At 31.1% G+C, this 26364-nt stretch carries 27 protein-coding genes; 9 read left to right on the forward strand and 18 right to left on the reverse strand.

Annotated features, from left to right (window positions below; translation table 11 throughout):
- Window positions 1-32: 32 nt before the first annotated feature.
- The 10 genes from HNV10_RS14530 to HNV10_RS14575 form a co-directional block, all read right to left on the reverse strand.
- On the reverse strand, window positions 33-278 hold the full coding sequence (locus HNV10_RS14530; protein WP_241695516.1) for a hypothetical protein: 246 nt from the start codon (window positions 276-278) through the stop codon (window positions 33-35).
- A 98-nt stretch (window positions 279-376) separates the two neighbouring features.
- The gene (locus HNV10_RS14535) at window positions 377-1135 is read right to left on the reverse strand and encodes a tetratricopeptide repeat protein (RefSeq protein ID WP_173302122.1); all 759 of its coding nucleotides are present in this window, start codon (window positions 1133-1135) and stop codon (window positions 377-379) included.
- A gap of 1 nt (window position 1136) precedes the next feature.
- The gene (locus tag HNV10_RS14540; protein ID WP_173302123.1) at window positions 1137-2909 is read right to left on the reverse strand and encodes a BatD family protein; all 1773 of its coding nucleotides are present in this window, start codon (window positions 2907-2909) and stop codon (window positions 1137-1139) included.
- 20 nt (window positions 2910-2929) lie between these two features.
- The gene (locus HNV10_RS14545) at window positions 2930-3772 is read right to left on the reverse strand and encodes a tetratricopeptide repeat protein (RefSeq protein WP_173302124.1); all 843 of its coding nucleotides are present in this window, start codon (window positions 3770-3772) and stop codon (window positions 2930-2932) included.
- Window positions 3773-3857: 85 nt separating this feature from the next.
- Window positions 3858-4895 carry a vWA domain-containing protein gene (locus tag HNV10_RS14550; protein ID WP_173302125.1) on the reverse strand — a complete coding sequence of 346 codons (1038 nt, stop codon included), beginning with the start codon at window positions 4893-4895 and terminating at the stop codon, window positions 3858-3860.
- Entirely contained in the window at window positions 4888-5892 is a 1005-nt protein-coding gene (locus tag HNV10_RS14555; protein WP_173302126.1) for a vWA domain-containing protein, read from the reverse strand. Before HNV10_RS14555 ends, HNV10_RS14550 begins: the two co-directional genes overlap by 8 nt.
- Entirely contained in the window at window positions 5892-7580 is a 1689-nt protein-coding gene (locus HNV10_RS14560) for a hypothetical protein (protein WP_394353363.1), read from the reverse strand. Before HNV10_RS14560 ends, HNV10_RS14555 begins: the two co-directional genes overlap by 1 nt.
- Before the next feature lie 51 nt (window positions 7581-7631).
- Window positions 7632-8498 (reverse strand): DUF58 domain-containing protein, encoded by an 867-nt coding sequence (locus tag HNV10_RS14565; protein ID WP_173302128.1) that lies wholly within the window; start codon window positions 8496-8498, stop codon window positions 7632-7634.
- Window positions 8499-8626: 128 nt separating this feature from the next.
- Window positions 8627-9628 (reverse strand): AAA family ATPase, encoded by a 1002-nt coding sequence (locus tag HNV10_RS14570; protein WP_173302129.1) that lies wholly within the window; start codon window positions 9626-9628, stop codon window positions 8627-8629.
- A 240-nt stretch (window positions 9629-9868) separates the two neighbouring features.
- Window positions 9869-10432, reverse strand: a complete 564-nt coding sequence (locus HNV10_RS14575) for a DUF4382 domain-containing protein (protein ID WP_173302130.1) — start codon at window positions 10430-10432, stop codon at window positions 9869-9871.
- A gap of 105 nt (window positions 10433-10537) precedes the next feature.
- Between HNV10_RS14575 and HNV10_RS14580 the strand changes: the two genes are divergently transcribed.
- The 4 genes from HNV10_RS14580 (at window position 10538) to HNV10_RS14595 (ending at window position 14025) form a co-directional block, all read left to right on the forward strand.
- Window positions 10538-11401 carry an aldo/keto reductase gene (locus HNV10_RS14580; RefSeq protein WP_317166904.1) on the forward strand — a complete coding sequence of 288 codons (864 nt, stop codon included), beginning with the start codon at window positions 10538-10540 and terminating at the stop codon, window positions 11399-11401.
- A gap of 85 nt (window positions 11402-11486) precedes the next feature.
- On the forward strand, window positions 11487-12239 hold the full coding sequence (locus tag HNV10_RS14585; RefSeq protein WP_173302131.1) for an SDR family NAD(P)-dependent oxidoreductase: 753 nt from the start codon (window positions 11487-11489) through the stop codon (window positions 12237-12239).
- Window positions 12239-12862 (forward strand): HD domain-containing protein, encoded by a 624-nt coding sequence (locus HNV10_RS14590; RefSeq protein WP_241695517.1) that lies wholly within the window; start codon window positions 12239-12241, stop codon window positions 12860-12862. The genes HNV10_RS14585 and HNV10_RS14590 overlap by 1 nt, the downstream gene beginning before the upstream one ends.
- Before the next feature lie 29 nt (window positions 12863-12891).
- The gene (locus HNV10_RS14595; RefSeq protein ID WP_173302132.1) at window positions 12892-14025 is read left to right on the forward strand and encodes an ATP-binding protein; all 1134 of its coding nucleotides are present in this window, start codon (window positions 12892-12894) and stop codon (window positions 14023-14025) included.
- 214 nt (window positions 14026-14239) lie between these two features.
- On the opposite strand, the gene HNV10_RS14600 is transcribed toward HNV10_RS14595, so the two are convergent.
- From HNV10_RS14600 to amaB, 8 genes are all read right to left on the reverse strand, one after another.
- Window positions 14240-15427: a DUF1501 domain-containing protein gene (locus tag HNV10_RS14600; protein ID WP_173302133.1), complete on the reverse strand. Its 1188-nt coding sequence runs from the start codon at window positions 15425-15427 to the stop codon at window positions 14240-14242.
- Between the two features lie 10 nt (window positions 15428-15437).
- On the reverse strand, window positions 15438-16814 hold the full coding sequence (locus tag HNV10_RS14605; protein WP_173302134.1) for a DUF1800 domain-containing protein: 1377 nt from the start codon (window positions 16812-16814) through the stop codon (window positions 15438-15440).
- A gap of 94 nt (window positions 16815-16908) precedes the next feature.
- On the reverse strand, window positions 16909-17490 hold the full coding sequence (locus HNV10_RS14610) for a hypothetical protein (protein ID WP_173302135.1): 582 nt from the start codon (window positions 17488-17490) through the stop codon (window positions 16909-16911).
- Window positions 17491-17510: 20 nt separating this feature from the next.
- Complete coding sequence (locus HNV10_RS14615; protein ID WP_173302136.1) at window positions 17511-18440, reverse strand: OmpA family protein; 930 nt, start codon at window positions 18438-18440, stop codon at window positions 17511-17513.
- A gap of 217 nt (window positions 18441-18657) precedes the next feature.
- Window positions 18658-19353 carry a transporter gene (locus HNV10_RS14620; RefSeq protein WP_173302137.1) on the reverse strand — a complete coding sequence of 232 codons (696 nt, stop codon included), beginning with the start codon at window positions 19351-19353 and terminating at the stop codon, window positions 18658-18660.
- Window positions 19337-20038, reverse strand: coding sequence for a peptidase associated/transthyretin-like domain-containing protein (locus HNV10_RS14625; RefSeq protein ID WP_173302138.1), 702 nt, complete (start codon window positions 20036-20038; stop codon window positions 19337-19339). The genes HNV10_RS14620 and HNV10_RS14625 overlap by 17 nt, the downstream gene beginning before the upstream one ends.
- A 100-nt stretch (window positions 20039-20138) precedes the next feature.
- Window positions 20139-20663 (reverse strand): hypothetical protein, encoded by a 525-nt coding sequence (locus tag HNV10_RS14630; RefSeq protein ID WP_173302139.1) that lies wholly within the window; start codon window positions 20661-20663, stop codon window positions 20139-20141.
- Window positions 20664-20673: 10 nt separating this feature from the next.
- Window positions 20674-22227: an L-piperidine-6-carboxylate dehydrogenase gene (amaB, locus tag HNV10_RS14635; protein ID WP_173302140.1), complete on the reverse strand. Its 1554-nt coding sequence runs from the start codon at window positions 22225-22227 to the stop codon at window positions 20674-20676.
- Window positions 22228-22778: 551 nt separating this feature from the next.
- On the opposite strand from amaB, the gene HNV10_RS14640 reads away from it, so the two are divergent.
- The 5 genes from HNV10_RS14640 to HNV10_RS14660 all read left to right on the forward strand — a co-directional run bounded on the left by HNV10_RS14640 (window position 22779) and on the right by HNV10_RS14660 (window position 26327).
- Window positions 22779-23114, forward strand: coding sequence for a hypothetical protein (locus tag HNV10_RS14640; protein WP_173302141.1), 336 nt, complete (start codon window positions 22779-22781; stop codon window positions 23112-23114).
- Window positions 23114-23869: a hypothetical protein gene (locus HNV10_RS14645; protein ID WP_173301908.1), complete on the forward strand. Its 756-nt coding sequence runs from the start codon at window positions 23114-23116 to the stop codon at window positions 23867-23869. The genes HNV10_RS14640 and HNV10_RS14645 overlap by 1 nt, the downstream gene beginning before the upstream one ends.
- Window positions 23866-24648: a DUF6090 family protein gene (locus HNV10_RS17185; protein ID WP_206675999.1), complete on the forward strand. Its 783-nt coding sequence runs from the start codon at window positions 23866-23868 to the stop codon at window positions 24646-24648. Before HNV10_RS14645 ends, HNV10_RS17185 begins: the two co-directional genes overlap by 4 nt.
- A gap of 25 nt (window positions 24649-24673) precedes the next feature.
- Entirely contained in the window at window positions 24674-25420 is a 747-nt protein-coding gene (locus tag HNV10_RS14655) for a DUF6090 family protein (protein WP_173301909.1), read from the forward strand.
- A gap of 160 nt (window positions 25421-25580) precedes the next feature.
- On the forward strand, window positions 25581-26327 hold the full coding sequence (locus HNV10_RS14660) for a hypothetical protein (protein ID WP_173301910.1): 747 nt from the start codon (window positions 25581-25583) through the stop codon (window positions 26325-26327).
- The last annotated feature ends 37 nt before the right edge of the window (window positions 26328-26364 follow it).

Below are 26364 nucleotides of genomic sequence, written 5' to 3' on the forward strand. Positions count from 1 at the left end.
AATAGGATTATAACATCCCAACGAAAAAAATATTAAATAAAATCGGGAGGTGGTGATATAAGGTTTAAATGAGGTATGGGATAATTTTTAAAAGTATATTCTATAAGATCAGTATTAACTTGATCCTCAAAAAAACTATCACAATCTTGACTAGAATGCTCAAAAACCAATTTTACACTATGGCTTTCCTCTTCTTCTTCGGTAATACTATAAAAACATGTTACATCAATAGAGTCATCTATAGATAAAATAATTGTAGGCGCAGAAATTAATGCCATTAATACAATGGTAAAAAATACTGCTGACCTATATTTATAGTTCTGAAACATAAGCGGTAAATATAATATTAAGAATTTAACATACTGTTAAATTCTTTCTAAATATTTTTTAACAATTTAATGTCTTTTGTTGGAATCCAGCCTGTAGAATTATCGGATAACTGAATTTTTTTCCAATCGTTATAAGTTTCTAAAACTTGAACCTTAGTACCTTCATGTAATCTAAACACTTCTTCACTTGCTGCATTAGGATCCGTTTTCACCCTACTTTCTTGCGTAAAAATAATTGCCGGATTATCTTTTTTATTTAATGCATCCTTCTGAAATGCCATAGCAACCGAAAAGCAAGCTATGCATAAACTTACGATACTAGTTACAAAAGCAATTCGTTTTTTAGAAGATGAATAAGAAAAATGATATGCTAAAAATACAAATACAAAAAAAAGAACACCACCAACTGCAATTTTAGCCCAAGTATCTGTATTAAATGTATTTACTAAATTATTTACAAGTCTCGAAAAACCGACCTTAGGCACAACGTCTATAGCATCTATGGTCATATTTTTCGCAAAAGCTAAATTGTTTTGCACATCTTTATCATTGGGTGCTAGCAACAAAGCTTTTTCGTAATAATAAATGCTTGGAGCAATATTATTAAGCTTATAATTTGCGTTACCTAAATTAAAATACAATTCTGAAGAATGCTGATTAGATTTTAAAACAGATTCATATTTATCAATAGCTTCAGCATATTTTCCGTCGTTATACAACGCATTAGCTTCACTAAACGCTTGATCATTTTGTGCAAACCCAAAAAGGCTAAAACAACAAATAAGTAAGAATGTAATAGCTCTCATATTATCTCAGTTGTTTGTCTATTAATGAAATTGTTTTTGCTGCCTTATCATAATCGTTCTGCATAGTTACTTGTGTAATTGGCGTGTAACGAGCTAATTCGCAATTTTCTAAAATAGAAATAAAATCCGCAACCACATTATTTTCAACATGACGCTTCAATAACAGACTTTCTATTTTTTCCTTATTAAAATCGCTAGTTTCTATATTTAATTTTGCCTTTAAATAATTATGAAGTGCTTTTTCTAGAGCTAAGTAAAACGTTTCTTTTTGACCCATGGTTTTTTTAGCTTCACCTAAATATTTTCTAGCTAAACGGTCTGCTTTTCTAATTCGGTTTCCTTGCACATCTGCATCGCGTTCATCCTTTTTTCGTCTTACTATAATAGCCAAAGGAATTGCTAAAAATGGCAATAATGTTAAGGACCAAAACGCAGTAGATTTAAAAAATGGTTCTGGTTTTGTGTTGGTCCAATTTGATGCTGTTTTTATAAAAGCAAATGTATTTGAATTTGTATTTACTGTTTGTTTTGGAGCTACTGCGGTATTTTCATTATTTGAATTTACAGCCATAGGTCCTTCCATAACATCGATTACGATCTCTTCTGAAGTTATACGGTTATACCTTTCCTTCTCTGGGTCAAAATAAGAAAATGAGATACTTGGCACAGGATACTTTCCTCTATATTGCGGAACAATAGTATAAGTATCTGAAATACCACCTTGCATACCACTTGTATTTGTTCTTATATTTTCTTTGTGTTCTGGTTCGTAAACTTCTAACGAACTAGGAACGGTTAGCTTTGGTAATTCAAACAATTTTAAATTTCCTTTTCCTGTTACTTCAATTTTGGCCTGAAGCGATTCTGTAGCATTTAATTGTGTTTTGCTTGTTGTTACTTTAAAAGAATAATTACCTACAGCACCTTTAAAATCTGATGGCTTACCTTCTTCTGGTAACGGTTTTACATTAATTGTTCTACTGCCAGCAGTAACTTCTTTTGGGACTTTTGTTACTAGAGGTCGTCCAAAAATATCACGTCGATTAGAAGGTACTTCTGCTGTGATATCCATTACTAAAGGTTCAATTTTTAATTTACCTGATTTTTGAGGATAGAGTACTGTTTTTCTTAATACTACATAACGGTATTCCTTACCCTTATATTCACCCTCTAATACATTGAGTCCTTTTATTTCAATATTCTGACTCCAAAAATCGTTAAACCTAGGGATTTCCTTTTCTCTCCAATTACTACTTACACCAATATCTGGAGAAACATATAACTTATATACAACCGTAATAGCTTCATTTAAATACGGATTTGAATTTGAAACCTCTGCAACTAAGTGAATATTTTCTGAAGCTAAATCTGTGGCATCAGAATTTCCATTAGGTTTACTTACAGCTTTAGTAACTTCTATTGTTATAGGAAATGTTTTATACGTTTCTCCATCTATTTCTATAGTAGCTTGCTTAATAGTATATTTCCCTCGTTTTTTTGGCGACAAGAAATAGCTATAGGTTTTATTGTAAGAACGTTTACCGTTTCTAGAATAATTACTAACTGATGTATTTGGACCACCAACGACAGTAAAATCAGCAAAACTGGGTGGCACAAAATTGTCACCATCTTTATTCATTTCAAAATCAATTCGTAGTCGCTCGTTTACTCCTAATTTTTTCTTACTAACTTTAGCTTCAAACTGAACCTGTGCTGCACCTATACTTGTTGCAAATATTAAGAATACTATTGATATGTGTTTTAGAACTTTCATTTCTGGAATTATCAACTAATCTACCAATCTTTTTCAGTCTTAACTTTAACGCCTTTTTGTTTTTCGGCATTCATTTTTTCTTGAACCTTCTGCTCTTGGTTTTGCATAGCTTCTAGTATATTTTTTACTTGCTGAGGCGACATTTGTCCAGGCTTTGGTTTTTGCTTTTGGTTGTTATCTTTATTATCCTTATCGCCTTTTCCATCATCTTTTTTATCGTCTTTAGGCTTTCCTTCATCATCTTTCTCTTGATCACCATCTTTTTTATCTTGGTCGCCTTGATCCTTATTATCTTTATTATCCTTATCGTCTTTGTTTTGATCTTCCTTCTTTTGTTCGTCTTCCTTATCTTGCTCTTCCTCTTTATTCTCGTCTTTTTTATCCTCTTCTCCGCCACCATCTTCTTGCTGGTTTGCACAATCTTTAGCTAGAGCAAAATTATATCTGGTTTCTTCATCAGTAGGATTACTTCTAAGTGCATTTTTATAAGCTTCAACCGCTTCTTTACATTGTTTACTTTGCATTAAAATATTACCCAAATTATGATAAGCTCTGTGCTTTTCTATTTTATTAGTCGCATTCTTTGCTGCCTCTTGAGTTCTAAATAAAGCTTCATCATAACTTCCTTTCTTATAATAGGAATGTGCTAAATTATACGCTCCAACAGATTTTGTTGGTGCTTCTGAAATCGCTTTTCTGTAGGCCATTTCTGCTTCTACATAATTATCTTCGCCAACCAATTCATTGGCTTCATAAACTAAGTCTATTGCATTTTTATCTGCTTTTAATTGCGCTTCATTTTGGTTTTGAGAAAACCCAATGTAACTAAGTAAAAGAGTGAAAATGGATAAATAAAGTTTCATGTATTTTTTATTTTGTAAATGACCTCTAAATTACTAAAGCCTTTAATGACTTAGCGTTAAAGAAATTCTAAAATTAATTATGGCACTAAAAGTTCTCGTTAAAGAGATTTAATTTCTTTAACCAACCTGTTTTTCGTTCTAACAAGAAAATATCAATAAACAGTAATAAAATTCCTAATCCAAGAAACCATTGAAACTGGTCTTTAAAATCTGCAATTTGTTTAGATTCAAATTCTTGTTTATCCATTTTAGCAAGCTCATCTTTTATGGTATTAACAACCTCTGAGGTATTACTTCCGTTAATATAAACTCCATTAGCCTCAGCTGCAATTTCTTTTAATGTTGTTTCGTCTAATCGTGTAATTACGGTTTCACCATTATTATCTTTTTTATAATTTAAGATTACACCATTTCGTTTTATAGGAATTGGTCCTCCTTTTAAATCTCCAACACCAACGGTTAATATCCTAATACCTTGTTCCGCTGCTTCTTCAGCAACATTTATAGCTTCACCATCATGATCTTCTCCATCTGAAATAATAATTAATACTCTATTGGCTTGATCTTCGTTATCGAAATATGTTTTTGATAATTGAATTGCTTCACTAATTGCTGTTCCTTGTGAAGACAACATATCGGTATTCATGTTTTGTAAAAACATTTTAGCCGAAGCATAATCTGTTGTAATTGGTAATTGCGGAAACGCTTTACCAGCATAAGCAATTATGCCAACGCGATCACTAACCAAACTATTAATAATTTGGGTTACTAGTTGCTTAGATTTATCTAATCTACTTGGTGCAATATCTTCAGCAAGCATACTTTTAGAAACATCTATAGCAAATACAACATCAACACCTTCACTTCTAACTGTTTCTAGTTTTGTGCCAATTTTAGGATTTACTAATGCCAAAGACAAACATGCAAAAGCACTACAAAGCACTAATACTTTTAATATACTTTTAAATAAGGATTGATTAGGACTTAGGCGCTTTAACAAGCCTGAATCTGCAAATTTTTTCTGAGTAGAACGTCGCCATAGCTGAAGAAAAATAAACAGCATAATGATTACTGGAATTACCAGTAACGTCCAAAACCATATTTTTTCATCGAGTTTAAACAAAGCTTCTAAATATTGTGTTTCTAAATAATAATTCTATTAATAACAACAAACCTGCCAACAGAATAAACGGTCGGTATTTTTCATCGTAATTGTAGTATTTCTTTTCTTCTATTTCTGTTTTTTCTAGCTTATTTATTTCGTCATAAATCTGAGCTAATTTATCGTTATTGGTTGCTCTAAAATATTTGCCACCTGTTTCTTCTGCAATTTCTTTTAATAAATCTTCGTCTATTTCTACTTGCGCAAGACCATATCTAAACGAACCATTATTGTTAAAGCCAATTGGTGAAGATGCCATTCCGTTAGTTCCTAAACCAATAGTGTACACTTTAATACCATATTCTACCGCTAATTCGCTTGCAATTTTTGGATCTATAAAGCCCGAATTATTTACACCATCCGTTAATAAAATAATAACTTTACTCTTTGCTCTACTGTCTTTTAATCGGTTAACAGAAGTTGCCAATCCCATACCAATTGCTGTACCACTTTCTATTATAGTGTTGTATTTAATATCTCTTAAAGAGCGCTGTACAATAGATTTATCACTTGTTATTGGTGTTTTTGTATAAGCTTCTCCTGCGTATTCTACCAAACCAATTCTGTCACTAGGACGACCATCAATAAAATCTGCCGCCACTTCCTTTAAAGCATCTAATCTGTTTGGTTTTAAATCTCTTGCTAACATACTTGCCGATACATCAATCGCCATAACAATATCAATACCACTGGTGGTTTTTGTTCTTGTAGAAACATCAACAGTTCTTGGTCTTGCTAATGCAATAATTAACAGTGCTAAAGCAATTAAACGTAATGCAAATAAAACATGTTTAAACTTTGACCAAAATGATGATGCATTCTTAAAACCTTGAATACTGGACATCTTTAACTCAGCCATTTGCTCATTATGCTTAAAAACATACCAAACTATGGCTAATGGCAAAAGCAATAACAACCAGAAAAACTCTTTATTTAAAAATTCTATACTCTCTAACATTAGTTTTGGTCTTCTTCTACTTCGTCTGGTTTTAATTCTATGGAATCCATAATACGTTGTACCATGTTATCTGCATACGTGTCGTTTTTAGGATACGTAATTACAATTTGCTGTAAAACATTTTCATTAGCAAAACATAACAATTCATACTTAGCATCTACTCCATATTCTGAATTAGGTATTTTTATACTTAAGGTTCCAAATGTTTTTAAACCTTCGGCACCATTTGGAGTTGTAAACTTTTCTCGCTTAACTGATATATTACTTGCACCTTTAGCTTCAAAACCTTTTATAGTTTCTTCTGAAACTTTATATAAATCAAAGGCTGACTCTTCTTGTCCTTGAGTTTGAGCTTGCTTTTGCTGTTGCTGTTGAGGCATCTTAACTGTTGTGGTGTTTATAACAACACTAAAAACATCTAACAAGGTACCATAAGCAAAAGTGGTCATAGATAACTTCTGTTTTACCTCATCTGATAAATTAGCATCCACACGTTTTAAAACCTTTGGCGTCTCTATCCAAACAGGTGGAAAACCATAGGCGCTTTCTACCCAATTACCTTCTAATAATTCTTTACTTTCATGGCCAATAATGGTGTCTTTTACATAACCAAAGCCATATTTTACACCAAAGCCTATAAATGTGGCTATTATTAAAAACAAAGAAATAGCAACTGTAAGCCAGATTTTTTTACGCTTCTTCTTGCGCTCTTGTTCTTCCTTATATTTTTGATCTAATAACTTCTCTTCTTCTGAAGGTTCTGGTAAACTTATTTTTACATTATCTACAGCTTTATCTATTGTTGTCTTATCCATTTTGGCAAGCTCAATATCTGGTGCTGATTTTGCAAACTTTACCAAATCTGCACGTTGCAAAATAGATTCAATGTGCGCAATAGTTTCTTTAGGAAGTGAAATTTGGTTACCATCCTTTAATAGATTTAATCTTGAAATAAGTTCTGCCGTTGTACTTTCTAAAGCACGATCATAAACTTTTTCGTCTAAATATTTTCTAATGATAAAGGTTAATTCTGAATAATACTCCTTTACTTCAGAACGCACTAAATAGTCACTTTCATCTAATTTTTCTAATGCTAATTTAGCTCTATCATAAGGTGGTAATAGTGCTATTTCTTCTTCTTTTGTTAATGGCTTTTTACGCCAAATAAACCAGTACAATAAAAAAGCAACTATACCAATGGCTAATAATGCAATTAGTAGCCATTTCCACCAATCGCTTTTACTTTTCTCAACTTCAATAATTGGTTTAATATCGTAAAGCTTCTGTTTAGTCGTATCTATCTGAACTGTATTTACAGCAACTTTTAAAGAATCCGTAAAAAATGGTTTCTCGTCAATAATTACTTTTTGTCTTGGAATGGTATAAGCTCCAGAATCGAATTGTGTGAGTTTATATATTCTAGACAGTAAGTATTTAGAATCTTTTCTATTTGTGGTATCTATTTTTAAAGCTTCAACAGCTTCTAATGGTGCAAATGTTTGCCCTTCTGGAAATACAACTAATGATAAAGTATCTGCCTCTACATTAATTTTATAGTTGATTTGCTCTCCAATTCTAATTTTTGTGGTATCTACTTCAGTAGTAACTTGAGAAAATGAAACCCAAGAACCTAGAAAAAAGAACATAAAAAATAGACCAAAAATGGATGACCGAAAACGGAAAGCCATAATGCTGTTATTTTTATATCTAAAATCGTTATTCATAAATCTAAAATCCCTTTATCCTCTTTGTTTAAAATAACCTAATAATTTTTTTACATAGCTTTCATCTACACGGCAATCAATAGCACCTGATCCCGATTTTGCAAAACTATCTTTAAAGTAGTGAACCTTTTCGTTGTAAAATTTACTGTATTCTAATCTTGCTTTTTTAGAAGCCGTATTTACTAACATAAACTCACCAGTTTCCTCATCTTCCATTTGTACCATACCTATGTTTGGAATTTCAGCTTCATGTTTATCGTAAATTCTTATGCCTGTAATATCGTGTCTTCCTGCAGCAATTTTTAAATTATGTTTGTACTCATCTGCTACAAAATCTGAGAGAATAAATACAATGGCTTTCTTCTTCATAACGTTAGACAAAAACTTTAAAGCTTCACTAACATTGGTTTTTTTACTTTTTGGTTGAAATTCTAATAATTCTCTGATAATTCTTAATACATGAGAACGTCCTTTTTTTGGTGGAATAAATAATTCTATTTCATCTGAAAATAAAATTAGACCTATTTTGTCGTTATTTTGAGTTGCAGAGAAGGCTAAAGTTGCAGCAATTTCTGTAACAATTTCATCTTTAAATTGATTTTTTGTTCCGAAGAGTTTACTACCAGAAACATCTGCCATAAGCATCATGGTAAGTTCTCGTTCTTCTTCAAAAACTTTTATATGTGGCAGATTGGTTCTTGCAGTTACATTCCAATCTATATTTCTTACATCATCACCAAATTGATATTGACGCACTTCAGAAAAAGTCATACCACGACCTTTAAAAGTCGAGTGGTATTCGCCTCCAAATATATGATCAGACAAACGACGTGTCTTAATCTCTATTTTTCGTACTTTTTTGAGTAATTCTTTAGTGTCCATAAGCCCATCCTAAATCCTTCCCAATAGGAAGGACCTGATAAATTTTCAATTTTAGTTTTTGATGATTGATTAGAGTTTTTGTTTCATTCAGAGTTTTCCCATTTGGGGAATTAAAGGGGCTTCAGTTTCTAAGGCACCTCAATCTCGTTGACTATCTTATTAATAATGTCCTCTGAAGTAACATTTTCTGCTTCGGCCTCGTAAGTAATTCCGATTCTATGACGTAAAACATCGTGTACAACCGCTCTTACATCTTCTGGTATTACATAACCTCTGCGCTTTATAAAGGCATAACATTTAGCAGATGTTGCTAAGTTAATACTACCACGAGGCGACGCTCCAAAAGATATTAGTGGTTTTAAATCTGCTAGTCTATATTTTTCTGGATAACGTGTTGCAAAAACAATATCGAGAATATATTTCTCAATTTTTTCATCCATATATACTTCTCTAACCGCTTTTTGTGCGCTTAGAATTTGAGCTATAGAAACAACAGGATTTACTTTCTCATAAGTGCCTCTTAAATTAGCTCTAACAATCATTTGTTCTTCCTCAATTTTTGGATAATCAATTACCGTTTTTAACATAAAACGATCCACTTGTGCTTCTGGTAAAGGATAGGTTCCTTCTTGCTCAACCGGATTCATTGTTGCCATTACCAAAAATGGTTTGTCTAAAATAAATGTTTCGTCTCCAATGGTTACTTGTTTTTCTTGCATGGCTTCAAGTAACGCAGATTGCACTTTAGCTGGTGCTCTGTTAATCTCATCTGCTAAAACAAAATTAGCGAAGATTGGTCCTTTTTTAATTGTGAAGTCATTTTCCTTCATATTAAAAATTAACGTACCAACTACATCTGCAGGTAATAAGTCTGGCGTAAATTGTATTCTACTAAAACTTGCGTCTATCGCTTTAGATAATGTGTTAATTGCTAAAGTTTTTGCTAAACCAGGCACACCTTCTAATAAAATATGACCTTGACCTAATAAACCGATAAGCAAACGCTCTACCATGTGTTTTTGCCCAACAATTACCTTATTCATTTCTAAGGTTAATAAATCTACAAATGCACTTTCTTTTTCTATCTTTTCATTAATTGACTTAATGTCAACTGTACTCGTTTCTTCCATTATTTAAGGGTTTAAGAACAAATCTAATTTTAGTAATATTTTAGAGGATGCAAAGTGTTAAAATTTTTTCTTAGATGCTGTTAACAATTGGTTAAAAAAAAAGAGTAACACCGAAGTACTACTCTTTTTAAGTTTTTATTATGGATAAGGGTTAATTAATATACGCCTATATACATTTTGGGTGCCTTAAAAAGAAAATCTTTTTTAGGTTGAGAGCAAAATGTAAAGGTGATTTAAATTTTAAAATTTTCTTATTTCGGTATATAATTTTGGATTAAGAACCATAGTATTCTGATCATCGTTAAAGTTTATGGATTGATCAATGTCTAATTCAATGATAATATCATACAAATAATTACCTTCAAATTCTCTGTTTACTAAATTAGATGGTGTTAAATTTCCATTTTCAGAAACATCTAAACTTACTAAAACGTCGTTCTCATTTATAAAATTATTATCACCAAGAACCAATCTTACTTCGTAAATATATGCTGGTTGTATTTCAAAATGATCTACTAAAAGCAATTCACTATCTACTATTAAATCACTAATATTGTGTGTCCCAGTGTTAATTGCATTTAAGCTTAACCAAGCATCTGTTGAACCCTCGAGATCTTTAATTTTAACTTGCACATCTTCAATCTCTAAAAACAAGTCGCTGTTTTGAGTTGAAAGACTCTTTAGGCTTACAGTGACACCTGCATATTCCCCATTTCTACCTAAGTCTTCTTTTGAACAACTGGTAAAATTACCAAGAAAAATAAATGCTACAATACACAATTTTAAGGCTTGTAAGTGTTTCATGATTTGGGATTTTGAATTAATTACTTACCAATATTACTTCTTTCCTTCTGTTTTGATTATTTTTATGCGTGAATTGCAAAAAAAACCATATAAACTGAAAACTAAGTGACATATTCTCGATTAATTGCAGGAACCATGACATGGGGAAGTTGGGGAAAACAACTTTCTACTAAAGAAATGGCAGATTTAATAAATTTCTGTGTTTCTAACAACATAACCACTTTTGACCATGCTGATATCTATGGTGCATATTCCACCGAAGCAGATTTTGGAAAGGCATTTAAAGCATCTGGTTTAAAACGTGAAGATATACAACTGATATCCAAATGTGGAATTCAGCTAGTAAGTGACAATAGGAGCAACACCATTAAACACTATAATTATAGTAAAGATCATATTATTTGGTCTGCTGAAGAATCTTTAAGACATCTCGATACAGAGTATTTAGATTTATTTTTACTCCATAGACCGAGTCCGTTAATGGTTGCTGAAGAAATAGCAGAGGCCATCACTATTTTAAAAAAAGAAGGAAAAATTAGAGACTTTGGTGTTTCTAATTTTACACCATCTCAAATGGATATGATTGGTTTACGTATGGATATTGATGTTAATCAAATTGAGTTTTCTTTAACCCAACATACCGCATTACATAACGGAACCTTAGACTATATGATGACCAATGGTATAAAACCTATGGCTTGGTCTCCTTTAGGCACTGTTTTTAAAGAAGACACTGAACAAACCAGACGCATCCATAAACAACTTGGAGCGTTAGTAGATAAATATAATGCAACTGAAGACCAATTACTGTTAGCATGGATTATGAAACATCCAGCTGGTTTTAATCCTGTTGTTGGTACAACTACAAAAGAGCGATTAAAACAAGCTGTTGATGCTGCAAAAATTAAACTAGAATTAGAAGATTGGTTTTTAATATTGGTTGCAGCTCAAGGTTGTGAAGTTTCTTAATCAATTTATAAAATGACAGAAAGCTTGTATAAAAAAACTAAGCGTAAAAAATAAAAAAAGATGCCTGCCTTCGCAGGAAACAGGTATGAAAAAAACAGCATTAATAACTGGAGCAACAAGCGGAATTGGCAGAGCAACGACTCATATATTTGCCAAACATGGTATTAATTTAATATTATGTGGTCGTAGACAAGAACGATTAAATAGTGTGCAAAAAGCGTTGTCTAGAGAAACTGATGTACATACATTAAACTTTGATGTAAGAGATCGGAAGAAAACTTTTGAAGCCATTGCCTCACTACCAAAAGAGTTTCAAAACATAGATATTCTAATTAATAACGCAGGTAATGCTCATGGCCTAGACCCAATACAATCCGGAAGTTTAGACGACTGGGATGCTATGATGGATATTAATGTTAAAGGTTTACTCTATGTAAGCAAAGCCGTAATACCAGGAATGACCGAACGTAAATCTGGACAAATCATAAACATTGGCTCTTCTGCCGGAAAAGAAGTTTACCCAAATGGAAACGTTTATTGTGGAAGTAAACATGCGGTTTTAGCTATTACTGAAGGAATGCGAATTGATTTAAACCCATTTGGAATTAAAGTTGGCGCCATTAATCCTGGTTTGGTAGAAACAGAGTTTTCTAAAGTTAGATTTAAAGGTGATGCTGCCGCAGATAATGTTTATAAAGGCTATAAGGCATTACAACCAGAAGATGTTGCCGAAGTTATCTATTTTGCTGTATCAAGACCAGCTCATGTAAACATTGCAGATGTATTAATGTTTTGTACAGCTCAGGCTAGTTCTACTATTGTGAAAAAGGAATTATAATGAAATGGCTAAAGTCTAATTGGATTGATTTAGCTATTAATTATGCAGATGATTCTACAATTGAATCCTATTGGGAAACTATTAAATCACATTACACGTCTAAAAACAGATATTACCACAACCTTTTGCATCTTAAAAACATGTTTGTTCAATTAGAAAGTTTTAAAACTGAAATTGAAGATATGGACAGTTTTAAATTCGCCATTTGGTATCATGATATTATTTACAAAGCAACTAACAAAGATAACGAAGAACAAAGTGCTGATTTTTCTAAAAAAGCCTTAAAAGCATTAAAATTTGATGATTTAAAGACAAAAAAGGTTCAAAACCTAATCATTTCTACCAAAAAGCACGAGCTTATATTAACTGAAAACAATGATAATGCTTATCTTTTGGATTTAGATTTATCTATTTTAGGATCAGATTGGGATACTTACAAAGTATACATTCAAAATATTAGAAAAGAATACAAAATCTATCCTAACATTTTATACAAACCTGGACGAAAAAAAGTATTAAAACACTTTCTTAGTAGAGATTCGTTGTTTTTTACGAAATGCTTTATAACTAAATTTGAAAAACAAGCTAGGAACAATTTAACAAAGGAAATTAAAATGCTTTAAATAAGACTAATGCTTTCCCTTATACTATTATGATTAATAAACGCCTTCTCATAAAGAACTTACTTGCTCACAATGATGAGAATAGTTTTTATGATAAAAAGCGAAAAATTGATATTAGTTACAAAGAAGGAAAAGGAAAGTTTTTAAAACACATCTGCGCACTTTCTAATAGTAACCCTAAAAACAATTCTTATATAGTTATTGGTGTAAAAGACGAAGACAACAAAATTATTGGTGTCGATTTTTTTGATGATAGCAAAATTCAAAACCTAATTAACGCTTATCTTACCAATCCACCAATTGTACAATACGAAAACATTCCGTTTCCACATTTACCAGATGACAAAGTAATAGGTTTAGTAACCATTAGACCCAACGACAAAATCACATCATTAAGAAAAAACATTTGGAAATATTATGGAGGCTCAGTCTTTTTTAGAGATGGAAGTATGAGCATGCCAAAGGTTTATGATATTGAAATTAAAGATGTAAACTCTAAAATTGTTAAAGCAATAGAAAACCACGCGCAAAACAATATAGAATTAACGTTAGAAGGTGTTTTTGATTTTATGGACAAACGCAAAGATTACAATCCACAATACAAGGTTTTTAAAGAATACTTTGTATTATGTTGGTCTGGCGCAAAGAAAATAGTTAAAAACGAAACTTTCTTCTCTAGAGTTGATATAGAAATGATAAACGAACAAGTGCGTTTATTTTATTCTACTTTAGATGAAGTTTCTATTTCTTATTCTGAAAATTCTTTTAAGATTATAGAATACGTTAGACTTGGATTAAACAAATCTTATAAATATTATAAGCTCGAGGAAAAAACGATTTATTTTGATGATAATGCCAATTATTCTATAGATGCAAAACTCATTTTTGAACCACCTCAATTTAATAAAAAAGTATTGCATCATATTTACAATGCCAATAATGTCCTCTTAGAAAAGCTTGAAAAAAAACATGAATTAACACTAAATGAAATTGAAGATTTAAAAAATTTAGCTGCCAGTTATCTCATTTGTTACCTCAACGGATTCAATGAAGCACTTACAAAATTAGAACGTTCTAAGCCGTACATAAAGGACTACAATACAGAACTCTATAGTTCCTACAAAGAAACTATTAGAGTTTTAAGAAAAGTAAAATATAGTTAGTTCATCGGTATTTTACGAAATTTTAACCTCGTTTTTTGCGTCTTATCGAAGACCATATAAAAACACTACTGATTATACATTTTTTTTAACCATTCATCAAAAAATTTAAGTACGCATTAAATTATTACCCATATTTGTATTGCTATTAATCAATTATTAAACCTTGTTTCTATAAAGCTTAACGCTCTAATTGAAACAAGGTTTTTTTGTATAACTATATAAAATTCATTGTTTTTTGTTCAGTCGGTATAATGCCTTTTGCAGAAACGTTCATCCAATTAGACAGTATTGTTGCATAGACTGATCTAAAATCTACACTATATTTTAAATCGCCATTGTTATCTAGATCACTTAAACTGGCGAGATTATTATAAAATCCTGCTTGTTTTAAATCCTTACCAATTACAAATACATTATTAGCAGACCCATGATCTGTACCATTTGCTGCATTTTGTTTTACACGCCTTCCAAACTCAGAAAACGTTAAAATTAATGTATCCTTAAAAGTATCATTTTGTTTTAAATCTTTTACAAAAGCAAAAACACTTTCCGCATATTGCGATAATAATTTTGTTTGTTTGTTATTTTGACCAGCATGTGTATCAAAACCACTCAAAGACGTATAAAACACCTTTGTGTCTAAACCCGAATTAATAAACTGAGCTACATTTTTAAGCTGTTTAGCAAATCCGTTGTTAGGATAACTCTCTTGAGATGTTGCTACCTTAGTGTTTTCATAAATATATTTAGCAGAAGACTTCGCTTCTATCATTGTTTGATATAAATATCCTAAGTTATGCTCACTTAAATGTGTATCATTATAATGATTTATTATATTTTTAAAATAAGGATCTTTTGTTGTTTTATACAGCATTTTATAATCATAAGTAGCAATACCATTAAAGTGTTCTCCTTTCATAGCTAAACTAAGTTGTTCATCCATTTCTAGTGCATTGTAAGGTTTTTTACCATGTTGATCTAAAAACCGACCTAACCAACCACTTTGTAAATATTCATCTGCTCCACTTGCGGTTTGCCAAATATCCATTGATCTAAAATGTGAGCGCACAGGATTAGGATAACCTACATTATTAATAATAGATAATTCACCTTTATCAAACAATGGTCTTAATGGACTTAAACTAGGGTGAAAACCTAAATCATCACTTAGTTTTATAACATTCTTTGTAATGGCTAATTGTGGTCTTGCTTTAAAATAAAAATCGTTGTTATAAGGTATTATAGTATTTAACCCATCATTTCCACCAGCTAATTGAACAATCACTAATCGCTTATAACCCAGTTGTTCTGTAGCTACTGCTTCAAAAGCTTTTATAAAATTAGGAACAAAAAACAAACTGCTCGCTAATGCCGAATTTTTAATAAATTTTCGTCTATCCATGATTGTTCTGTTAACACATTTGATATTCTGGTAAAGACATCAGCTGAATACAATACTCTTGTTTAGAAGATTTATTCAGCGTTTTTAAATAGTCAGCTGTACCTATATTGGTTCTTCCTTGAAGCATATAATCTTGAAGATTATCAATATCTATTAATTTATAATTTTCAGAAAACCTATTCCAATTTGCCTTTATTCTAAATGGTAAATTAGATTTGTTCTTTTTTAAATAGGCTTTTTTTAGATCGTCCTTTAAATCTGTCTCTCCATTTTTTAATGAAATCATAGCGTTATTTAACATTACGGAAGGCAATTTTAAACGCACCATAATAGTATTGGCATCAATCCAACCTTTATCACCTTTCCAACCTGCTACGTTTGGAGGATCCAATAAGGTTTGCCCTAAAATTCTCTGAATCTTTAATATATCTTTCTCTCTTTCAAATTCAACAGGTACGGTTTTAACCATTCCTATTAAATACTCAATTGGTGATTTTATTTTTGCACCTATATTTATTTCATCATAAAACCAATCTGACATAAATACAAAGCGCATTAAATTTTCGATATTATAATCTTTATAAAACACCTCAGCCATAGCATCAATGTGTTTTTTATTGGGTTTAGGATTTACAAAATAACGGTAAATCTTATCTGAAATATAGCTAGCGCACTGTTTGTTTTCGAGAATAATGTCTATAATATCATCTCCTGTAAAATTGCCTGATTTACCAAAAAATGTTTTTATACCATGATCGTGTTGTTTTATTCTAAACCTAAAATTACCGTCAAAATCATGATTATAACCTGTAAAAGCTCTAGCGCTTTCCTTTATGTCCTGTTCAGAATATTGCCCTTCTCCTAGGGTAAACAACTCCATTAACTCACGAGCAAAGTTCTCATTGGGTTGATTTTTTCTATTTTGTTTACCATTTAAATATTTAAGCATTGCTGCTTCCTTTGATATGGTTTTTACAAAAGTTCTAAAATCACCCAAAGCATGGACTCTTAATGTATTAACATATTTTTGCGCAAAGACAACGTGATTATCCTTACAAACAAAATGATTAGCCCAAAACAGCGTCATTTTTTCTCTTAATAGTTGTTTAGACTCTATTAATTGAAGTATCCATGCATAGTTTAAATCTGCTAGTTTTTTTCTGCTTTTTACTCTTAATTCTTGAGCAAATTTGGGATTGTTTTTTAACGTCTTTAGTGAGACACCATCCATAAAAGACAAGTCAATTTTAATAGGCGAAATAGGGTAAGAATTTATAAAAAGTGCATCAACTAATTGCTTCTTGTTTTTGGGCAATGATTTGTTTTCGGCCGGATTAAGTCCAAAACTAGCTCGCCAATACAAATGTTGTAATTCTTGCTGTGTCATGTTATTTTGACTTAAAAATTAGAGAATAGTTTAAAACACAAAAAAAACCGCTTTAAATTAAAACGGTTTTTTTTATTAAATATTTTAGATATGATTACTTACCACCATCTAATTCATCTTGCCATTTTGATAGTTCTTCCCATTTGCCTTCGTAAGCAAGCTTTGCTTGTTTTGGCCAAGTTCCTGGTTTGTGCACTCTATAACGTTCTCCTCCACTATCTAAAACAGATTGACATTTTTCAACAGTACATTCCGATAATGCTTTCCAAGTTTTTACGTCGTGGTTATGGAACAATTCTTTAATTTTTGGCCCTATTCCTTCAACAACAGTTAAATCATCTTGCTTAATTTTCTTTCCAAAAACGGCCTTAGCTGCATCTGCATTAAACGGAATTAAAGCAGCAGCAGGAGCTGCAAAAGATGACGCTATATTAGCACTTTCTAGTTTTGCAGATTTTAAATCTGCCTCTAATAGAGAAGCAGCATTTTTAGATGCACTTAAGTCTGATTCTAATTGTAATCTCGCTTTTCTGCAAGCGGCTAAATCTGCTTCAAGTTTAGCTACTCTTTCTTCGCAATCATCATTATTTCCTCCTCCTAGAAGTTTTCCAAGTAAATAGCCAAGTAATGCACAAATTGCACCTACAAGTAATGGGATTAATATACACCAATTCATAATTTATAGTATTTTTTTAGTTAGTTAATTGTTATAACGGTTCGTCTATTTTTAGCCTGACCTTCTTTAGTATTATTATCTGCAATAGGGTCATTTGGTCCTTTTGAAGAAGCTTCTATATTAGTTTCTAGAATTCCGTTTCTTACCAAATAATCTTTAGCAAAATCGGCACGTTCTTGACCAAGACGCATGTTTGTAGTAACACTACCTGAATTATCAGTGTGGCCTACAACTTGTATTTTTACCCCAAGCTTATCTACACAACGCGAGATGTTTGCAATTTTAGTACGTTGATCTTTCGTTAAATTAATTTGTGCTTGCCCTGTATTAAAGTATAACACAATTGGGTTTTTTCTAATATCATCACAAACAGCAACCAAGGTTTCGTCTACGGCACCTTCTTCAGATGTTAACATTCCAAATTCTAATGGCCCAAATAATGTACCAGAATCGTCTGGGTTAATATCATCATTTAATTGCCCTTTAGTATTTATTTGCTTAGCAGGTATTCCTTGAGATACTAAATAGTTTTTTACGCTATTTGCTCTTGCTAATCCAAGACTTGGAAAAGCAGAATTATTAGTTTCATCACTCTTATAATAGCCTGTGATATCTACCGTTTTTAAAGGATTGGCTAAAAGGTAGTCTTTCAATTTAGTAACGCCTTCTGTTACTTTTGGAGAAATAGTATCTAATATTGAAAAATTAGAAGTCTTAAAATTAAAGTTATCATTAATTTTAATATTGAAATCACCTGTGTCATCAGTAAGACTAAAGCCATTTCTTGTTACTTGATTAACTTTAGGTTCTGCTACAATAGTATTAGTTTCTTCAGTAGTAACCTCATCTTCTGGACAACAATAGCAGTCGTCACAAAGATAACAATACAACAAAGTTCCAATAATGATTGTAAGCAAAATACCTAGAAGGTAAGATGTTTTTTTACTCATTAGTTAGTGTGTTTTTAGTTAATTGACTGTCAATATATTAAAAATTTTAACATTTTTAGCCATTTATATGAAACACAATTCCTAAATAGGTCACTTTAATGAATATTTTAATCTATAAATCGAGACACTAAATCTCATTTTTCTAGTATAAACTAATATCCTTTAATAAGATTTCAACTTCCACTCTAAATCTTTAATTTTATTCTAGTAACTTGTTTCAAAATCTAGAAATGACATCTGTTTTACCTATTGACAAACTAATACCAACACCAATTGTATGATAAGTCCCTTTTCTAAAAAAACCCTCTAACGCTTCTGGAACATCAATATTAGTTTTAGTTACTCTGTAATAGTAATCAATATACAAAGCTGTATTTGGTGTAACATCATAACTAACGTAAAAGCCATAAGTCCTTAAATTTCCTGAATCATATTGTTGATTCTCTACAACATTTAAAAACCCACTATTAGTTGTTTTAGACTCACCCATAAACGATGCACTTACGCCTAATCTAAAATTATCTATCGGTAAAAATTCATAACCAACTATAAAATTATCACTTAATATTCTGGCTTCTGTATAATTACCTACTAAGGTCTGGTCTTCAACATTAAATCGGCTAGAAGTTAAATTATACTCTACAAAAAATTGCTTATAAATATAAGCTTTGAGCCTTATATCAAAACCATATTTTCCTTCATATGCTTTACCTATAAAGTTATCTCCTGTTGGTATTGGGTTATGAAACCCTAACGAAAATACAAAAAGCTTTTGGCGAAGATTTACAACTTTTTCATCGTTTTGCTCCGTAGTTCCTTTTTTAATATTTTCTTCCTTATTCTCTTGAGCATTAGAAGTAAAACCACAAATCAAAAATAAAATAATGAAGCATTTTTTAATAACTAAACTCAAACACATAATCTTCTTGATTTACAGTAAATATTTCTATGTGGTTGGGCTCGTCATTTATTCTTGACGTAAATTGAACAACAGAACCAAGTGGCACTTTAAAATCGCCCGTTTCACCTGTATCATTAGCATCTAAATGCCCTATAAATTGCTGATCTACTTCACATAAACTTTGATTTACATTTAGGGTTTCTTCATCATATACCTCAACACAATAGTTTGCTATATATTTAAAATTATAGTATAATGTATTTTCTTCACTGCTTGTCTTTGTGATATTGAAAGTAATATTAGAAAGCTTACTTAATGTTATTGTAGGAACCGAAAAAACCAAATCTGAAGGCACATACTCTAGCGTATTAGTTTGATAAACATAGAGTGAATATTCTTCTGTTGCTTTCACCTCTACTGTAAATTCATCATCTCTAGCAAGAACTGAAGTCACAGAAAAATTACCTTGAGTATCACTAAAATTATGACCTAACATTTTTTTATCTAATTCTGAAGGTGTGGGCAATCCTCCTCCTTTATTGGCGTAAACTAAGATTTCAGCATTTGCTATAGGAGTTCCGTCATTATCTAATACCTTACCATTTACCAAAACTCTAATATCACTTTCTAGTACTAATGGATCACAACCGAATATTAAAATAAAGAAGCAAAGCCAAAATATTTTTTGAATTTTCATGATTTTGATTTATTACTACACTAATTAAGATGATAAAAGTAAGAAAAGGTTGCGTCTAAAATTAAAATAAAAAAGCCGCTTCTTTTGAAACGGCTTATAATTAATCTTCAGTAAAAGGAGGAGGTGGACAAACAGGAAATACAAATTGTTTTGGAATTTCTTTATTTTTTTCAGTATAATAAAAGCCAAAAATGTGTTTCCACCAACTTTTAAGAGCATCTTGCTCTGTAAATAAATATGTGTTTTTAATTTTATAAATCTCACCTGATATATCTATGCTTACAACTGCAGCAAAATAATACTCAAAGCTTTTTTCATCAGTTCTTCGGTAAGCAAATAAGTTAAAAGCATATAAGTTTGAATTAACGGAAGGCTCTATAAAACTTCCTATAATAATATCTGGATGTTTTTTAAGTGCTTCTTTATATTCAACTAGTCTTTTATACGTATACGTTCCTTTTGGTGGTTTTGAATTTTCTAAAAACTCAATGTCTCCATTTTTAAGATTTTTAGTAAAATCTCGTCCTAAGGAATCAACTACATTATAATTGATTTCATTTTGAGAATAACTACTAAAAACAATGGTTAATGCACAAAAAAACGTAACAACTATTTTACTTATCACAAAAGGCTTATTACAAATCAAACTTAATGCCTTGTGCTAATGGTAATTCATCAGAATAGTTAACTGTATTTGTTTGTCTTCTCATATATACTTTCCAAGCATCAGAGCCAGACTCACGTCCACCACCAGTTTCTTTTTCGCCTCCAAATGCACCACCAATCTCAGCACCAGATGTTCCTATGTTTACATTAGCAATTCCACAATCTGAACCTGCATAAGATAAGAACTTCTCAGCCTCTTTCATTTCATTGGTCATAATGGCTGAAGATAAGCCTTGTGCTACTCCATTTTGTTTTTCAATAGCATTTTCAACATCACCAGAATATTTCATGAGATATAAAATAGGCGCAAAAGTTTCGTGTTGTACTATTTCAAAATGATTTTCTGCTTCAATAATTGCTGGTTTTACATAGCAACCAGATTCATAACCTTCGCCTTCTAACACTCCACCTTCAACCAAAACATTTCCGCCTTCTGCTTTTGCTTTTTCAATAGCTGATAAATAAGTATTTACAGCATCTTTGTCAATTAATGGACCTATATGATTTTTTTCATCTAAAGGATTTCCTATTGTTAATTGACCATAAGCACCAACAATAGCATCACGTACTTTATCGTAAACTGATTCGTGAATAATTAGTCTTCTTGTAGAAGTACAACGTTGTCCACATGTTCCAACAGCACCAAATACAGCACCAGGAACTACAACTTTTAAATCTGCAGTTGGCGTGATAATAATAGCATTGTTTCCGCCTAATTCTAATAAAGATTTACCAAAACGTTGCGCAACTGTTGTCCCAACAATACGACCCATTCTAGTTGAACCTGTAGCAGATACAAGCGGAATTCTAGTATCTGTAGTCATCATTTCACCAACTTTATAATCACCATTAATGATACAAGAAATCCCTTCTGGCAAGTTATTTTCTTTTAAAATGCCTGCAATAATGTTTTGACAAGCAATAGAACATAAAGGTGCTTTTTCTGAAGCTTTCCACACGCAGACATCACCACAAATCCAAGCTAGAGCTGTATTCCAAGCCCAAACTGCAACCGGAAAGTTAAAAGCCGAAATAATACCAACAACACCTATTGGATGCCATTGTTCTCTCATTACGTGACCTGGTCTTTCCGAGGGAATGGTTTGCCCATTTAATTGCCTAGATAACCCAACAGCAAAATCACAGATGTCAATCATTTCTTGTACTTCTCCGTAACCTTCTTGCAGAGATTTACCCATTTCGTAAGAAACGAGTTTCCCTAAAGGTTCTTTTAAATTTCTTAATTTATTACCAAACTGGCGTACAATTTCTCCACGTTGTGGTGCTGGCACATCTCTCCATGATTTGAATGCCTTTGTTGCCGCATCCATAACCTTGTCGTAATCTGCTCTAGTAGTTGATACAACCTTCCCAATTAATTGGCCATCAACAGGAGAAAAACTTTCAATAATCTCTCCATTAGAAAAATTATTAGATCCTGTGGATGTACCTTCGTTAACTTCTTTAACACCTAACTGTTTTAAAGCCTCTTTTATTCCGAAATCGGTAGCAATTGCCTCCATATATGTTTAAATTTTAAGAATTATTAAATTTCTACGCGAAGTTACTAATAAAAACTCAATTTTAACTGTAGCATTAGTTCCATAAAACTCTTATTTAACAATCGTAAAAATTCTAAATATTTAAAAATATTAAATCATTGTAAAAAGCTTAATTTAAAAATTTTTGAAATTATATTTAAATGTTTATAGTTTTATATGTAACATTTTAATAACTTTAAATACAAATAGTTACCAGATTAATTTTAAAGTTAATTTGGTATTGACCAACCTCAACTACAACCATTGACCTAATTTGCTTTCAACTTAAAGAAAGTAAATGACTAGATTATTTTGTCGTTCTCCACTACGATTATTCTTCGAAAAAAAATTTTCGCAATACACAACCTATGCTATAAACGAAGCTATCCTTATAGCTATAGATATCCTCATTCCCCTTAAAACTAATAATAACAACTCACTTAAAGTTGTTAAACCCTTGGTGAAATTACTGAAATCGATAACTCCATCAGCTAATTAAATTTTTCAAATAAACTGATTAAATCAACAAAACCATGAAAAACAAAAAACCAAACTGGACCAAAGCGGAATTACAAATTTATATTATGCTACTCTGTGCTAATGCAGATAAAACAGAAACCGAAGAAGAGTTAGACATGATTCAAAGCAAAACATCAAAAAAAACCTTTCTTAAAATGCATAAGAAATTCCATAAGCATTCTGAAAAAAAGCGATTAGACAAAATTGAAAAGGTAATTAATAACCACGATTACAGCCAGATGGAACTTGCAGCTTTTAGAAGAGAAATGTATAAGATATTCTTTTCGGATTGCAGTTTTAGTATGATGGAAGAACGTTTAGACATGACCTTGGATAATATACTTTACTAATGATTAAATTTTTTAGAAAAATAAGATACAACCTGTTAGAAAAAGGCAAAACTAGTAAGTACTTTAAATACGCCATTGGCGAAATTTTCCTTGTGGTGATTGGTATTCTCATTGCTCTTCAAATTAATAATTGGAATCAAAAACGTCTTCAAAAACTCACATTAAGCAATTACTACGAACGCATGCACGAAGAGTTAGAGAGTAGTCGTAACGAATTAGACAATTTAATTTTTGGCATTGATAGTTTAGTAATACTAAATACAAAAACGCTTGAAATATTAAATTCTAACAACAAAGATTCTTTACCAACACTGCAAAAAACCTTAGGTGCATTAGGTACAGCTTGGGGCAATAACTTTAATTATCCAATTGTCCAAGAGTTTATGAATGAAGGCTATTTAACTAAAGTAAATAATAGCAAAATTAAAGACGAGTTGCAAGCCTTTAGTTTTCAATTAAACTGGTTTAAGACTCTTGATAAAGGAATAGGCGATCAATATTCATTGACCATAGAGCCTTTTATAAATAAACATCTTAATTACTCACAAATTGCTCTAGATAGGTATAAAAATACCCTCGTATCTGGAGGACCTGAAACAGATTTTGAATGGCTATTTAATAATTTAGAAGCATGGAATATCATAACCCTTAAGTTAGAGTTACTTGTAACCCAAAAGGAAGGTTTAAAAGAATTTAAATCCATGAGAGAGCGCCTAACCAATTTATTAAGTTCAGAGCTAAACTTGAAATTATGATAAAATTCTTTAGAAAAATTAGACAAAATTTACTCTCAGAAGGTAAGACTGGGAAGTACTTTAAATACGCCATTGGCGAAATTATCCTAGTCGTAATAGGAATTTTAATTGCACTTCAAATCAATAATTGGAACGAAAACAGAAAGAATAAGCAATATGAACAAAACTATCTGCAAAGAATTCTATCTGATTTAAACAAAGACCAAGCAGAGCTTGAGATGCATTTTAATACAGACACTCTAAAACTAGATGCATTTACACAGATAATACATATACAAAAGACTAATTCAATTAAATCTAATCAACAAGCTTTTTTAGCGGCTTTAAACAGCGTTAAAAGTACCAATTGGTTTGAAGGGAATGACGTGGTATTCAATGAAATGAAATTTTCTGGTAAGCTAGCGCTAATCGCTTCAGAGGATATAAGAGATAGTATACAAAACTATTATAAGCAAGTAGAAGAAGTTATAAAACAAGAAAATAGTTTCATTACTGCACAAGTAAATGCGTATCATAAGGTTTATGAATATATGGACTATGCCTTTATAATTGAGGCTTCTAGGATACCTAGATGGAATTCTAACACTAATGATGTCACTTATGAAGACATAATTAACTTTTATGATAACTTAAATGAAGTTCAAAAGAATGAAAATTATAAGGATTTAACATTAATAAAAGATTACATTTTGCGTAGTAACAAGGTTAGAGTTACCCTTGACGAAAAAGGTAAAGCAACAATTAAACTCATAAAAGATTACTTAGAAAAGAAGAAATAACAGCATAAAAATTAAAATTTAAGCAATGATTAAGTTTTTTAGACACATTAGAAAAAAGCTACTCTCTGAAAACAAAATAGGCAAATACCTTAAATATGCCATTGGTGAGATTGTGCTTGTTGTTGTAGGGATTTTAATTGCCCTACAACTAAACAATCTCAATGATGAACGGAAAACTGAAAATTTAAGGCAAGTATATTATAAACAATTACTACAAGATTTTGAGAACGACAAAGCATATATAAAAGAGCATTCTTCAAAAATAGATTCTAATATGGTAAAATTTAGAGCTTTTAAAGACAACTATAATCAGCCAAACTTACCAATAATTGAAATAGTTTCTGCAACTGGAAATTTAGATTGGCAACTTTATAATGTTCAATTCAAAACTAATACGGTAAATACGTTACAGAATACTGGTGACATCAAATTAATACCACCAACCATTAGGGAACAAGTAATCCGTTTAGATAAATATAAAGAAGAAACAGAAGAGGCTTCTGAATACAATAATGGTGAAGCTGGTAAAGCGGGTGCAACGGCAGCTAATAGATATGGGAGTCCAGAATTTGCCTATAAAAACATACAAAATCAACCCAAACTGCGGGAACGGGTATTTGAAGAAAAAAACTTAATAGAGCTTCTTATTAACTTCGAAAGGTGCCAACATATGAAGGCTAAATCGGAACAAGGAAGCCTTATAAGATTTAAGAAAATTCTATCTGATATGGAAGAAATTGAAATTCTTATTAATAAGGAATTAAAAAAATAACGAAAGCAAAATAACGTGTATAATTCATTGTCCGGTTCGTGTGTATTGGGAAAATCCTACGGATTTTCCTCTGGTTCGTTTTCTTTTATTAAATTAGACCTAACCAACGTATCTAGCCATACACAACACGTTGTGCTTCATTTAAACAAACCGCTATTCAATGATAAAATTCTTTAGAAAAATTCGCCAAAACTTACTTTCAGAAGGTAAAACTGGAAAGTATTTTAAATATGCAGTCGGAGAAATTGTGTTAGTTGTGATTGGAATTTTAATTGCCCTTCAACTTAACAACCTCAATGATGAACGGAAAACTGAAAATTTAAGACAAGTTTATTATAAACAATTATTAAGGGATTTTGAAAAAGACAAAAACTATATAAAAGAGGCTTCATTATCAATTGATTCTAATATGGTAAAATATAAAACCTATAAAGAAACCTTTAATCAACCAAACCTTCCTACAATTCAAATAATTAATAATATTAGTAATTTAAATTGGTTCTTTAAAAATGTTCAATTCAAATCTAACACAATTTCAACTTTAGAAAACACTGGAGATATTAAACTAATACCACCTATTATTAGAGAAAAACTAATCAGTTTAGAAAAATATAAAGAAGAAACAGAAAATGTTTCTAAATACAATAATGATAGAGCATCAAAAGCAGAATTTAATGCAAGTCAAATATATGGCAGTGTAGATTTTATATTTAAAAATATTAAAAACCAACCTAAACTATTAGAATGGGTATTTGAAAAAAATCGTCAAATAGAACTTCTTGTAGCATTTGAGTCCAGTCAAAATAACAAAGTAGATTCGGAAAAAGGAAGTCTTAAAAGATTTAAGAAAATTCTATCTGATATTGAAGAAATTGAAATTCTTATTAATAAGGAATTGAAAAAATAACGTAAACACAACATACTTTATTATTAAAAATCGCTAT

It is taken from the genome of Winogradskyella litoriviva (genome assembly GCF_013249065.1).
Classification (GTDB): Bacteria; Bacteroidota; Bacteroidia; order Flavobacteriales; family Flavobacteriaceae; genus Winogradskyella; species Winogradskyella litoriviva.